Consider the following 13,289-nt stretch of genomic DNA (forward strand, 5'->3'; position numbering starts at 1 on the left):
GTTTATGGTTATCGGATTACTTGTGGCGAGGGAGCTTGCTCCCGCCGGCCGGTCCGCGCTCGGCTGCGAAGCAGTCGTAAAACCCGTCAATGCGGTGTGCCTGGGAAAAATGAAGTCGCAGGTTTTGGGGCTGCTTCGCAGCCCAGCGGGGGCAAGCCCCCTCGCCACAGGTCTTGTGCGAGATCGGCCAGGGCCGACAGCGGCCGTCTGCAATGGCAAAGCCGGACCGCTCGTCGTAATTCAGGCACCAACGAAAATCCGGAGCAGACTAATACGGGTAACGACTCTAGAAGTGGAGGCGACGCCATGAACATGTCAAAACTGCCTGCCCTTGTCCTTGCCGGATTGCTGTCCTCAGCAGCCATCGCCGGATCATCCGCTCCGACCAATCCTGTATCCCCCCCTTCCGCCACCGCGACCGATCCCCGAATCGATCGCAACGACTCCCAAAGACCCGACGGCATAGGCCCCAACGTCCCGGATAACGCCGGATTGGGAACCAGCTCTAAAACCACCACCGGTGGCTCGGGTTCAGACCGTGACGGCAGCGGCCGCAACTAAATCGAACGCAACCTTTCCAGACCCTGCGCATCAGGATCAGAAGGAGTAATCCCATGCCTCGAGGAAGCAAAGCCAAATACACGGCGGAACAGAAGCGCAAAGCCGCCCATATCGAAGCCAGCTACGAAGACAAAGGTGTCTCTAAAGACGAAGCCGAAGCACGCGCCTGGGCGACGGTGAATAAACAATCCGGTGGCGGAGAACGTGCCGGCGGCTCGGGACGTCGCAAGCCTGCGAGTGAAAAAGCCACTGATCGCAAGGAATCGGCCAAGCGCGCGGTAGCCAGCCGTAAAGGCCATTCGCGCAACAGTCCGGCGTCATTGGGCACGCAAACCAGGGACAGTCTGATGAAAGAAGCCCGAGCGAAAAACATTCCCGGGCGGTCGAGCATGCGCAAGCAGGAGTTGATCGAGGCGCTTAAAAAGGCTGGGTGACCCTTGGGAACGATATCGATCTCAATGGCCCCTTCGCGAGTTTGCTCGCGAATACGGTGGATCAAGCGCCAAAGTTATAAGGTCAATCCACCTCATTCAGCATCAACGCATCAACTTCAGCTATCCCAGGAGAGGTCGCCGGCCCCCACCGCGTGACCGCCAATGCAGCAGCGGCATTGGCGCGGCGGGCCGCCTGAATCGGGGTCAACTCACTCGCCAGCCCCGCGACAAATACCCCGGCATGAGCATCCCCCGCACCATTACTGTCCACGGCCACCACCTTGAATCCAGGCACATGCTGGCTCTGGCGTAGCTGACAAATCCAGCAGCCTTGCGGACCATCGCGCACCACCATCAGCGCGCCGGCTGGCAAATGCTCGCCGAGGCGAACCAGCACATCGGCAATCCCCTGCGCCCCGGTAAAGCGCAAGGCTTCAGCGCTGTTACTGGTCCAGATATCGATCCGTGGCAGCAACGCCGCCATCAGCTCGCAGGCCGGCGAATCCACCAGCGGGCCCGGGTCGAACACCACCTTGATTGTATCGGGCAACGCCAGCACCCAGTCGAGCAAGGCCTGCGCCTTGCCGCCATGCAACAGGCTGTAACCGCTGACGTACACATAGTCGTCAGCTTGCACCGCAACACTTTCCAGATCCTCTGCCGATAACTCCCCTTCCGTGCCGATATAGGAAATGAATGTACGCTCAGCCGTGGCTTCGGTTAGCGCCACACAGAGTCCTGTGTCCTGCTCGCTGCTGCTGACCATGCCGATCTGGATACCTTCAGCTGTCATCGCCTCACGGGCCAGGTCGCCGAAGCGCCCCTTGCCGTGGCGCCCGAGATAGACCACCGGCAATCCGTTGCGCTGGGCCGCCGCCATCACGTTGAAACCGCCACCGGCCTCGAAACTGGCGGATTGCGCCAGCACGTCACCGCCGGAACTCGGCAGTTTGTCCACGGACATCACCAGGTCGACCATCACCTGGCCGGTATGCAGCAATCTAGGCATTGGCATTCTCGACAAAAGCCGCGCGACGATCCTTCGCCCCGCCGAGCAAAGCATAAAGACCACCGGCCACCAGGAAGGTCACGATCCAGCCGAGGCCGTTATGCCCCAGCCAGGAATCGGACAGCGGGCCGGCAAACCAGATGTTTTCGGCCGTGGTGCCAATGGTGGTGAAACTGAAACCGAGCACGATCGCCATCGCCCAGGCACCGAAGGCACGCCATTCGATGCCGCCGCGATACCAATAGGCGCTGCTCGGGCTAACGTCCAGCAAGTCCCTGGCGCTGTAGTGGTGACGGTGAATCAGGTCGACCACGAAGATCCCCACCCAGGCGGTAATCGGCACCGCCAGCAGCGAGATGAAGGTAATGAACGGACCATAGAAGCTGTCGGCGATCAGCATGAAGTAAATCGACCCGGCGAAGATCGCCACGATGTCGACGATCACCGCATGCACCCGCTTGACCTTCAACCCAAGGGTCAACGTAGTCAGACCCGCGGAGTACACCGAGAGGTTGTTCGACAGCAGCAATCCGCCGAAGGCGGTAATCAGGTAGGGCACGGCCATCCAGGTCGGCAGCATGTCGCGGATCGCGATGATCGGGTCGGTGGCAGACGCCAGATCGTTATTGCCCACCGACAGCAGGCCACCCAGGGTGATCAGCAACACCAGCGGAATACCGGCACCGAACGCGGCTGAAGCGACCAGACGCGCCGCCTTGACGCTGCGGTGCTGGTAGCGCGACATGTCTGCACCGGCGTTGGCCCAGCCAATTCCGGTGCCGGCCGCCATAGTGCCGACGCCGATGATCATCGCGCTCAGTGGCGCTGGTGTGGCGTTGAATACGGCAGTCCAATCAATGGTCGCGCAAAGGAAGCCGCCCACCAGCAGGTTGAGTGCACCGAATACATAGGTGGCCCACTTCTGAATCACCAGCAAGGTCGCGTGACCGAGGCCGGAAACAGCCAGGGTCAGCAGCACGAAAATGCCGATGAACAGCAACGTGAGCAGCGGCGCGGTTTGGGCTTCCACCGGCGAGCTGAAGAGGATCGAGCACAACGACAGCAGTACGAATGCCGCCGTGGTTGTGTTGACGGTTTCCCAGCCCAGGCGAGACATCAGCGAGACCAGGGTCGGGCCAATGTTGCCGCGCACACCGAAGATCGCTCGCGACAAGGTCAGACTCGGTGCACGGCCACGACGGCCTGCTATCGAGATGATCCCGACCACCGCAAACGAGCCGGCCGCACCGAGAATGGCGACGATGATCGCCTGCCAGATCGCCAACCCGCGAAACGCTACCAGCGTCGCCCCCAGCGGCAAGCCAAGGATGCTGATATTGGCGGCGAACCAGACCCAGAACAATTGCAGCGGATGCCCGTTGCATTCCCCTTCCGGAACCGGCTCGATGCCACGGGTTTCCAGTTGCCCGGCACTTTGCCCGGCATTCGATGAACTCATTGAGAACTACTCCTGCTGCCATTTATTGTGGTTGTCGGCAATTTCGGAAGTCGATATGACATCCGGCATTCCTTGCCGTGTTCCTGCATTCCGTTGCGGTGGTTTTTCAGAATTGCGCTGAACTTGTGGCGAGGGAGCTTGCTGTGGCGAGGGGGCTTGCCCCCGTTCGGCTGCGAAGCAGTCGTAAAGTCGGTGAACGCGGTGTGTCTGATACAACGCGTTTGCAGGTTTCAGGGCCGCTGCGCGCCCCAGCGGGGGCAAGCCCCCTCGCCACAACAAGCCCCATTACCACAACAAGCCCATGAGCCCTTGGATTAGCGCAAGGCCAACAACCCCTGCACCAACGGTTCAAGCTCCAGATCATTGACCGCTTTCACCTGCTCGATCATCTCCATCGGCCAGCTCTGCATTCCCAGGCAAGCACCGAGCATCGCTCCCAGGATCGCCGCGATGGTATCGGTATCGCCACCGAGACTTGCGGCCATGCACAACGCTTCGAATGCGTCCATTTCGCCGACGGCCACTTGTTGCGCCAAGGCGAAGGAAACCACCACCGATTCCTGCGAAGCCACGGAGGTGCCGATCACGTCGTAGAGCAGATCGGCCAACAGCGCTTTGTCGCTGTCGACGCTGATGGTTCGCGCCCAGCTGATGCGCGAAGCAATACGCCCGCCAGCGACCCAGTGGCCATAGCCTTCGGCCTGTTGCGCCATCTGCATGCCCAGGTGCAACGCCTCGCCCAGGTCCATCCCGTTGATCCCGGCCGAGACCACCGCCGCCACCGCCGCCGCACTGGAAATCCCCAGTGTGGTGTTGTGGGTAACCTGACAGGCTTGCACCACCGCCTTGATAAAGTTCTCCGGATCGGTGACATCCGCGGCAATACCGACCGGGGTGATACGCATCGCCGCGCCATTGGTGGTGCCGTAGCGCCCGGCCTCTTCAACGCAATGACCGGCGAGAATCATTTCAATGGCGCGTTTGGTCGAAGGCCCCAAAAGGTCCTGCGAACCTTTGGCCTGCATCCCGGCTTCCCATTCGATCAAGCGTTGCGCCAACATGGCCGGTTCAATCTGACCCCGGCCGTCTATCAACAACTGACCGACCAGAATCGCCTGTTCAGTGTCATCGGTGATCGAGCCTTTGGGCATGTTCGCGGCGATCGGTTGATCGGGACCGGCATCTTCCAGAGCGCTGATTACGCCGAAGCGTTGCTTGATTTGCGCGCGACTCAAGGACTGGGTCGGCATGCCCAGGGCATCGCCCAGGGCCAATCCGTAGAAAGCCCCCAGGGCCCGATCGAGCGCGGTCACTTCTGCGCACCGAATTGCAGGTGCAGGCGAAAGTGCACGGGATCGAGCAAGCTTTCGACCTGCTCCATGAAGCGCTCACGACGGTCATAGGTGGTGCGCAGCGCTTTGAGAAACACTGTGCCTACCGGGCGTCCGAGCAACCGCGCATCTTCTTCATTCAGCGGCTCGGCGCCGATCCATTGATCGCCGCGCTCGCCAATGTAGCCGTAGGCAGCAAGGGTGATAGTCAGGGAGTTTTCGATCAAGCCGACCCGCGGCAGGCTTTCCAGACCTCCAGTCGCCGGCATCAGTGAGCGCTCGAGGGACACCAGCGTACCGTCGTTGCCGCGCCTACGACGCTCCAGAAGGATGAACTGCTCGGTGCCGAAACGGCTCGACAGGTCAGGCCGTCGAGTCGCTTCCAGGCGCAATACTTCGGTATTGATCAGCGCCCCGCTGTCGGCCAGCGCTTGCGCCCAGCCGCTGCGTTGATCGAGCACCACGCCATCGTAGGTCACGATGGAACCGACACCGCTCTGGGTGGCAATGTAGTTGCGCCGCTTCAACTCGGCCAAGGCTTCGCGCAACGTCCCGCGGCTTACGCCAAATTCTTCAGCCAACTGATGTTCGCCCGGCAATAGAAAACCGTCCTCCATGAGGCCGCTTTCGATGCGCCGGATCAACTCGTCGACCACCCGTTGTTTCTTGTCAAATCGTACATGTCTAATCATGTACAGTTTGATAACTGAAAGGGGTTGGCAGTAGCAAGTGAATTATTCAGAGGGATGTCAAAGGGGTGCTCTTGTAGGAGCGGAGCTTGCTCGCGATGGACGTTAACGATAACGCGTGTTGTCTGAATGAACGCGCCGCTCTTGAGTGCATCGCGAGCAAGCTCGCTCCTACAGATTTCAGGTCAACATGAGGTTTTTACGGCTCAAGTCCGATGGGAAAGAACTCGCCGCCACTCCAGACGCCCAACCAGCGCTGCCCGTCGATTTCCCGGGTCACGGCCAATTCGACCAGCTGGTAGAACACATTGCGATGGATCAGGGCTTCGAGATTGGTTCGCACATGCACGTAGGGCGCAGGCTCCTGGGTGTCTGGATCGATCACCACCCGCATCGGGTGATCAGGGCCGGCCTCGGTCTGCTCTTCAACGTTGGTGGTGAAGCGCAGTACCTGAGCCTCCCCATCGCCTTCGACCTCCAGGCTGACCGCGACAAACGGCGCGTCGTCGACTTTGATACCGACTTTTTCCACCGGGGTGATCAAGAAATAATCATCGCCATCGCGACGCATGATGGTGGAGAACAGCTTGACCATCGGCTTGCGCCCGATCGGTGTGCCCAGGTAATACCAGGTCCCGTCACGGGCGATGCGCATGTCGATATCGCCGCAGAAGTCGGGATTCCACAGGTGGACCGGCGGCAAGCCTTTGGATTTGGGGATTTGCCCCAACAGATCGTTAGCTTTTTGCGGACCACTCATGTTGTTTTTCTCCTGTAGTGCCTAGTCGCTCAAGCCCAGCAGGCTGCGAGCGTATTGCTCCAGCGGCGGGCCCAGCAAATCTTCTGGATGGGTGTCGTGGAACGTCAGTAAACCGCCACGACTGCGAATACGTGCAGTATCGATCAAATACTGGGTGCTGGTCTCGATCAACATGAGCTGAATCACGCCACTGTCGATTCCCAGGCGATCCACGGCTTCCTGATCGGCCCATTCATCGGAGTTGCCGATCCGGTTGTCAGCCTTGGCGAAACGGGTATAGAGCAGGTAATGCGCACCGGCTGCGCGGGCCGCGCTCATCGCGTCGTCCAGCCCTTCAGGGGCGCGGGCACGACGGACCATGGGGAAGTACTCGACAAATCCGTTGAAGGCCTCTTCGGCGACTACATTGGGCCGTGGATAGGCGTCGCCCGGAGGCGCGAATGCCCCTTGGGCGATGTAGATGAACGAGTCGGGCTGTATGCGGATAGAGTTCGAGCGGCGGGTATCGCTGTGGTCGAGCAGGCCTGCATCGCTCATGTGATAACGAGCGCCCTCACCCAGATCGCTGACTTTCATGCAGCCACCAAGCGCCAAAAAGGCCAGCAGCAAAACCAGGCTACGCATCCTACCCTCCAGAGGCCGGTGACGGAAAACCGGCGAATAGCCGCTGGATGCAGCTTCCGCGCCAGCTACAGGGTATGGGAGTGCTGGATGGATTGGAGGGTGTCAGAAATTTCTTTATTGATTGTTACTGTGGGGTCGATCAGCCGCCGATGATTTTCATGATGGTCGCGCCACCGGAGAACGCCACTTCCTGCTTGTCGCCCAGGGCTTTCACCAGCAGCCGCTGCAAGGCTGGCAACGCCTCGTGGCGCGGCTTGTCCAGCAGATCACCGACGTAGTGCCGGTTACTCGATGACAGACAGCCATGTAGCCAGCCGGTGGACGACAAACGCAAGCGCGAACAGGTCCGGCAGAATGGCACGCTTTCATTGGCGATCACCCCAAAAAAACCCTGGCCGGGAATCTCGTAGCGCACCGCGGTGGCATCCACCGGTGCGTCGGCCTGCAGATACTCGTAACGATCGCCAACCAGGCTCAACAGCTGCTGAAGGCTGACAAACTGCTGCAAGAAGGCATTCGAATCGCTGGCCAGATGGCCCATGCGCATCAGTTCGATAAAGCGCAGTTCATATCCACGCTCAAGACAGTAATCGAGCAGCGGCATCACCTGATCCAGGTTCTGCCCACGCAACGGCACCATGTTGACCTTGATCTTCATGCCCGCGGCCTTGGCCTGATCCATGCCATCGAGCACGGTAGGCAGATCACCACCACGGGCAATGTTGCGAAACGCGACAGGGTCAAGGGTATCGAGGGAAACATTGATCCGCCGGATGCCGGCATTCACCAGCAACGGCAGCTTGCGTGCCAGAAGCTGGCCATTGGTGGTCAGGCTGATATCCGCCAGGCCCATCTGCCCCACCGCAGTCATGAAGGCTTCCAGCTTGGGGCTGACCAGCGGCTCACCACCGGTGATCCGCAGCCGTTCGATACCGGCTGCTTCGATCAGATAAGCCACGCCGCGGGCCATGGCCTCGGCCGACAATTCATCCTGCGCCGCCACCAGCCGCTTGCCGTTCGGCACGCAGTAGGTACAGGCGTAATTGCAGGCTGAAGTCAGGCTGATCCGCAAATTGCGAAAACGCCTGCCTTGACGGTCAACGATCATGGATGACTCCGGCGAAAGAAGATTCGGACAGGCTAAAACTTGACTTAAAAATCAGGTTTTAGCAAGCCCAAGGGTGCGTTTTCGATAAATGACAGATCGCGTTGGAGTTGTGGTCGTGCCAGGCAAGGCGCGGGACGCAGGAGATGCTTACTGCCTCTTCAAGTCCCGCAACGCAGCATGGCGCGATCACAGCTTCAACCCGTAGGGCCTAGCCCCTGCCGCCAATACCGTCGGCCCACAATTTCAGCGGGGCGACGGCGCGACTGTCAGTTATCGAGAACGCACCCTTAGCCTGAGTATATTACTGAGGTACTGCGCCATGTAGGGAAACATGGCGCAATAAGACAACTGAATGACTCAGCTGCCGGGGGTGTCGGTATCGCGCTTGCGCTTGTTGCCCATGCGCACGCCGATATCCATCAGGAACTGGAAGAAACCTTCCTGATCTTCCAGCACATTGCTCCAGAACGGCGAGTGATACAGCGCAACGGCGCCATGTACCAGCGCCCAGGCTGCGCAATAGTGGAAGTAAGGCGGGACGTCTTCAAGCTTGCCTTCGCTGATCCGGCCCTTGATCAACAAGGTCAGGCGTTCGAAGTTGGAAGCACGGATCTTGTGCAGTTCCTCAACCATCTCCGGCACCTGATTGCCCTTGACCACCTTCTCTTCCAGGCGGTCGAACAGTCGATAGCGCGCCGGATCGCGCATGCGGAATTCGAAGTAGGCCCGGGACAGGGCTTCCTTATCCTTGTCGACATCGGCAGAGTGCAACAGCTCGTTCAGGTCGCGCTCGTAGTCGAGCATAAGGCGCAGGTAAATCTCCGCCTTGGACTTGAAGTGCTTGTAGATGGTCCCTTTGCCGATACCGACGGCATCAGCGATCATCTCGACGGTGACACTGTCTTCACCTTGTTCGAGGAACAGCTTGAGCGCGGTATCGAGAATTTCTTGCTCGCGGCGACGAAACTCACGGACCTTACGAGGTTCTTTCTGCATAAGAAAAGGTCTGTAGGGGTCAAAATCGAAGCCGCGTATTATGCCTAACTTGCGCCAAATTGCACGGATCATCCGACCATGTCTACGTTTCTTGATGAATTTGTACAGGCTCCGGGCCTGCGTTATTTGAATCATGCGGCCGTCGCCCCGTGGCCAAATCGGGCCGCCGAGGCGGTCGCCCGTTTCGCCCGGGAGAACGTTTTGCTGGGCGCGCGGGACTATTCGGACTGGATGACCCTTGAGCAGCGCCTGCGCGAACGCCTTACGCGCCTGCTTAACGCTCCGTCGACGGATGACGTGGCACTGGTCAAAAATACTTCGGAAGCGCTGTCTTTTGTCGCGTTCGGACTGGAATGGCAAAGTGGCGATCAGATTGTCATTAGTGACGAAGAATTTCCGTCCAATCGCATCGTCTGGGAAGCCCTTGCACCAAAAGGCGTGGAAGTGGTCCAGGTCAGCCTCAAGGGCGATGACCCCGAGGGCGCCCTGCTGGCCGCCTGCGGCCCGCGCACCCGGCTGATGTCGGTCAGTGCCGTGCAGTTCGCCAGCGGCCTGCGCCTGGACCTGCAGCGCCTGGGTGCCGGCTGCAAACAGCAGAACGTGCTGTTCTGCATCGATGCGATCCAGCAACTGGGCGCCCTGCCCTTCGATGTCCAGGCTTATCAATGCGATTTCGCCATGGCTGATGGCCATAAATGGCTGCTGGGGCCTGAAGGCCTGGGGGTATTCTATTGCCGCAGCGAATTGCGCGAGCAGTTGAAGCTGCATGAATTCGGCTGGCATATGCTCGAACACATGGGCGATTACAACCGCACTGGGTGGGAGCCGGCCAAAAGCGCACGACGTTTCGAGTGTGGCAGCCCGAACATGCTCGGGGCCATGGCGCTTGAAGCCAGCCTGTCGCTGCTCGAAGAAGTCGGCATGGAAAACGTCGCCGCGCTCATTGCCCAACGTGTGCAATGGCTTCAGGACGGCTTGAGCGCGATTCCCGGGATACAGCTGCATAGCCCGCTGAATCCCGCCCGACGCGGCGGGATCTTCTCGTTCAGTATCGATGGCATTGATAATCAGCTGGTTTACGAGCAACTCAAGCAGCAACAGGTTGTATGCATCCCCCGCGGCCCCGGGATTCGTTTTTCTCCGCATTTCTATACAGAAAAGCGCGTGATCGACGAAACTCTGCAGATCGTGGCGGCAATAGCGAGGTAATGAGAACCCAACCGAAGCGCACGTATTCCAAATCTGTTTAAAAAACACAGGGGTCAGACTGGACTCAGAGCGATAGTGATCAATACTTGAACTGTCGGCGCGACATCTCCCCCAAGTGGCGCGCCGATGAAGGTACCAACGGACGGCGTATCTTTGTTTTACTCCTAATGGTCTTAACCCGGATTCACCCCCCAGAACCCGGGTTTTTTTTGCCTGGAATTTGACCCAAAACCTGCGCTTTTGGATGTACGCAGATCCCGTAGGAGCTGCCGCAGGCTGCGATCTTTTCGGGCTCTACACCAACTCCCTGACATGCGCCAACGGAAACAACCGCTTGAAGTTCTCGGTCGTCTGCTCGGCAAAACGCTCGTACGATTCCCCCCGCAACATCGCCAGAAACTCTGCGACATCACGCACGTACTGCGGCAGGTTCGGCTTGCCCCGATGAGGGATCGGCGCCAGATACGGAGAGTCGGTTTCCACCAACAGTCGATCGGCCGGTACCTGCCTGGCCACATCGCGCAAGGCATCGGCATTGCGGAAAGTGACAATACCGGACAGGGAAATATAGAACCCCAGATCCAGTGCGGCCTTGGCCATCTCCCAGTCTTCGGTGAAGCAGTGCAGTACGCCAGCCTGGGGTAACGCCGCTTCACGCAACAGCGTCAAGGTATCGGCGCGCGCGCCACGGGTATGCACGATAACCGGCTTACCCGTCTGCTGCGCGGCTTGCAGATGCAGGCGAAAGGAATCCTGCTGCAGTTCGGCCGCTTCCGGTTCGTAGTGATAGTCCAGACCGGTCTCACCAATGGCCACGACCCGCGGATGGTTGAGTTCCTGCAGCAGCCAGTCCAGCGCCGGCGCGGCGCCCGGCTGCACGTCGAGCGGATGGACGCCGACCGAGCAGTCGACATCGGTATAACGCTCGGCCAGCGCCTTGACGTCAGCCGCATTCTCGACACTCACGCCGATACACAGGAAATGCCCGACCCCGCGCTGGCGCGCCGCGTCGAGGGCTGCATCGAGAGAACCGGCATGTTCGGCGAGGTCGAGGCGATCAAGGTGACAATGGGAATCTACAAGCATAAGACTGCAACTACATCGTATGAGTGGGACGGTCGGACTTCAGGGCTCCGGCCAGATGGGTTTCGATTCTGCTGCGGGCGCTATTGTCGCCGTCATTGAACTGCACGCCGACACCGGCGGCACGATTGCCCTGGGCACCGTTGGGGGTGATCCAGGTGACTTTGCCGGTAACCGGAATCTTTTCCGGCTCATCCATCAGACTCAACAGCATGAATACCTCATCGCCCAGCTTGTAGCTTTTGTGGGTCGGGATAAACAGGCCGCCGTTCTTGATGAAGGGCATGTAAGCCGCATACAGCACCGACTTGTCCTTGATGGTCAGGGACAAGATGCCGTTGCGTGGACCCGGATTGACCGCTTCGTTCATGCTGACCTCCGCTGCTGAATGCTTGATTCTATTCTCGGGCGATCAATTGCGGATAGGTAAACCTGCCCACTGCACCAGTAATGCCTCGAGCAACAGCACTCGATTGAGGTTGGCCTTGCTCAGCACCTTCTGACGCTGGGCAAGAATCCAGTCCTGGATATCCAGGACCTTTTCCTGAGAAGACTTCTGCGCGAGGTATTGCACGACCTTGCACATATCGTTCAAACCCAGGCCCGCTTCGTCCTGAGTAAGCTGATAGCGCAGGATCAGGCTCGACCAGTCGCAGAACCAGTCGAACAACAACAGCAAGGGGATGGTATTCCAGCCCTCAGCCAACTGAGTCGCCGATTGCTGCTGCTTGAGCAGTTTCTTCACCCCGTCGACCACCAGCGCACGTTGCTCGCGCACACCCTGGGCCTGCAAGGTGACCGCGGCCAGCGGCGAACCGGTGGCCAGCGCCAGCAACTCCATACGTTCCTCTTCAGCGCAGTCGGGCAAGGCCTTGGCCAGCCATGCCAGGCTCATCGCTTCGCTCGGCAGCGGACACGCCTGCTGCACACAACGACTTTTGACGGTCGGCAACAAACGACTCGGCTGATGACTGACCAGCAGCAATACGGTGTCGCCGGAAGGCTCTTCAAGGCTTTTCAGCAAGGCGTTGGCGGCGTTGTTGTTCATCGACTCGGCCGGCTCGATCAGCACCACTTTGCGCCCACCCATCTGCGCGGTCTGCACCACGAAGCTGACCAGTTCACGAACCTGATCGACCTTGATCGCCTTGTCCGCTTCCTCCGGCTCCAGGACGTAGTTATCCGGATGACTGCCGGCCTTGAGCAGCATGCAGGATTTGCATTGCCCGCAGGCGTCCAGGCCTTGCGGTTTCTGGCAGAGCAAGCGGGCCATCAAGCGTTCGGCCAGCGCGCGCTTGCCAATCCCGACCGGGCCGTGCAGCAGGTAAGCGTGGGCATGCTGGGCACGACCGGCCAGTTGCTGCCAGAGGCTGTCCTGCCAAGGGAAAGCCTCAGCCACGGTACAGCTCCAGCAATTGCGGAAGCAAGGCATCCAGCGACTGCTGGACCTGCGCCAGCGGCTGCGCGGCGTCCACCAGACGATAACGCGCCGGCTCAGCCTCGGCACGCTTCAGGTAAGCACTGCGAACTGCGTCGAAGAACCGCCGGCCTTCCAGCTCGAAACGGTCCAGCCGACCACGGGCACTGGCGCGAGCCAGGCCGACTTCAACCGGCAGGTCGAACACCAGGGTCAGGTGCGGACGCAAATCACCCTGGACGAAGGTCTCCAGGGCGGCGATGCGCTCCAGCGACAAACCACGACCGCCGCCCTGGTAGGCGTAGGTGGAATCGGTGAAGCGATCGCACAGGACCACCATGCCCTTGGCCAGCGCCGGGCGAATCACCTCGGCCAGGTGCTGGGCCCGCGCGGCGAACACCAGCAGCAGTTCGGTGTCGGCACACATGACTTCTTCGCCGGGGGTCAGCAGCACTTCCCGAATCCGCTCGGCCAAAGGGGTGCCGCCCGGTTCGCGGGTCAGCAATACCTCGATACCTTCGGCGCGCAAGCGCTCGGCCAGGTACTCGCGGTTAGTACTTTTGCCGGCGCCTTCCGGTCCTTCCAGGGTAATAAACAGGCCAGTCACAG

Annotated in this window: 15 protein-coding genes; 3 read left to right on the forward strand and 12 right to left on the reverse strand. The window is 59.9% G+C overall.

Translation table 11 applies throughout. From position 1 onward, the window contains the following. Positions 1-306 precede the first annotated feature (306 nt). Positions 307-561 carry a hypothetical protein gene (locus ACA064_RS23570; protein WP_497670283.1) on the forward strand — a complete coding sequence of 85 codons (255 nt, stop codon included), beginning with the start codon at positions 307-309 and terminating at the stop codon, positions 559-561. A gap of 53 nt (positions 562-614) precedes the next feature. Further along, a complete protein-coding gene (locus ACA064_RS23575) occupies positions 615-995 on the forward strand; it encodes a Rho termination factor N-terminal domain-containing protein (protein ID WP_497670284.1) in 381 nt (126 codons plus the stop codon). A gap of 82 nt (positions 996-1,077) precedes the next feature. Here the strand turns inward: ACA064_RS23575 and ACA064_RS23580 are convergent, their stop codons facing one another. From ACA064_RS23580 to ACA064_RS23615, 8 genes are all read right to left on the reverse strand, one after another. Beyond that, on the reverse strand, positions 1,078-2,004 hold the full coding sequence (locus ACA064_RS23580; protein WP_497670285.1) for a PfkB family carbohydrate kinase: 927 nt from the start codon (positions 2,002-2,004) through the stop codon (positions 1,078-1,080). After that, positions 1,997-3,463, reverse strand: a complete 1,467-nt coding sequence (locus ACA064_RS23585) for a purine-cytosine permease family protein (RefSeq protein WP_497670286.1) — start codon at positions 3,461-3,463, stop codon at positions 1,997-1,999. The genes ACA064_RS23580 and ACA064_RS23585 overlap by 8 nt, the downstream gene beginning before the upstream one ends. Before the next feature lie 314 nt (positions 3,464-3,777). Next, entirely contained in the window at positions 3,778-4,776 is a 999-nt protein-coding gene (locus tag ACA064_RS23590; protein WP_497670287.1) for an ADP-ribosylglycohydrolase family protein, read from the reverse strand. Beyond that, entirely contained in the window at positions 4,773-5,486 is a 714-nt protein-coding gene (locus tag ACA064_RS23595; protein WP_497670288.1) for a GntR family transcriptional regulator, read from the reverse strand. Before ACA064_RS23595 ends, ACA064_RS23590 begins: the two co-directional genes overlap by 4 nt. Positions 5,487-5,682: 196 nt before the next feature. Beyond that, on the reverse strand, positions 5,683-6,243 hold the full coding sequence (locus ACA064_RS23600; protein ID WP_497670289.1) for a DUF1285 domain-containing protein: 561 nt from the start codon (positions 6,241-6,243) through the stop codon (positions 5,683-5,685). Positions 6,244-6,264: 21 nt separating this feature from the next. After that, on the reverse strand, positions 6,265-6,867 hold the full coding sequence (locus tag ACA064_RS23605) for a DUF4823 domain-containing protein (protein WP_497670290.1): 603 nt from the start codon (positions 6,865-6,867) through the stop codon (positions 6,265-6,267). Between the two features lie 139 nt (positions 6,868-7,006). Further along, entirely contained in the window at positions 7,007-7,975 is a 969-nt protein-coding gene (locus tag ACA064_RS23610) for a GTP 3',8-cyclase MoaA (RefSeq protein ID WP_497670291.1), read from the reverse strand. A gap of 357 nt (positions 7,976-8,332) precedes the next feature. Next, a complete protein-coding gene (locus ACA064_RS23615; RefSeq protein ID WP_150643823.1) occupies positions 8,333-8,971 on the reverse strand; it encodes a TetR/AcrR family transcriptional regulator in 639 nt (212 codons plus the stop codon). 78 nt (positions 8,972-9,049) lie between these two features. On the opposite strand from ACA064_RS23615, the gene ACA064_RS23620 reads away from it, so the two are divergent. Continuing rightward, positions 9,050-10,180, forward strand: coding sequence for an aminotransferase class V-fold PLP-dependent enzyme (locus ACA064_RS23620; protein ID WP_497670292.1), 1,131 nt, complete (start codon positions 9,050-9,052; stop codon positions 10,178-10,180). 294 nt (positions 10,181-10,474) lie between these two features. Here ACA064_RS23620 and ACA064_RS23625 read toward each other — a convergent pair whose 3' ends face one another. From ACA064_RS23625 to tmk, 4 genes are read right to left on the reverse strand one after another with little or no spacing between them, the layout of a single operon-like run. Further along, the gene (locus ACA064_RS23625) at positions 10,475-11,266 is read right to left on the reverse strand and encodes a TatD family hydrolase (RefSeq protein ID WP_497670293.1); all 792 of its coding nucleotides are present in this window, start codon (positions 11,264-11,266) and stop codon (positions 10,475-10,477) included. 10 nt (positions 11,267-11,276) lie between these two features. Next, positions 11,277-11,633 (reverse strand): PilZ domain-containing protein, encoded by a 357-nt coding sequence (locus tag ACA064_RS23630; protein ID WP_497670294.1) that lies wholly within the window; start codon positions 11,631-11,633, stop codon positions 11,277-11,279. Between the two features lie 42 nt (positions 11,634-11,675). Continuing rightward, positions 11,676-12,662: a DNA polymerase III subunit delta' gene (locus tag ACA064_RS23635; RefSeq protein ID WP_497670295.1), complete on the reverse strand. Its 987-nt coding sequence runs from the start codon at positions 12,660-12,662 to the stop codon at positions 11,676-11,678. Next, positions 12,655-13,287, reverse strand: a complete 633-nt coding sequence (tmk, locus tag ACA064_RS23640; protein WP_497670296.1) for a dTMP kinase — start codon at positions 13,285-13,287, stop codon at positions 12,655-12,657. The genes ACA064_RS23635 and tmk overlap by 8 nt, the downstream gene beginning before the upstream one ends. Positions 13,288-13,289: the final 2 nt, after the last annotated feature.

The sequence above is a fragment of the Pseudomonas sp. LBUM1658 genome (assembly GCF_059716055.1).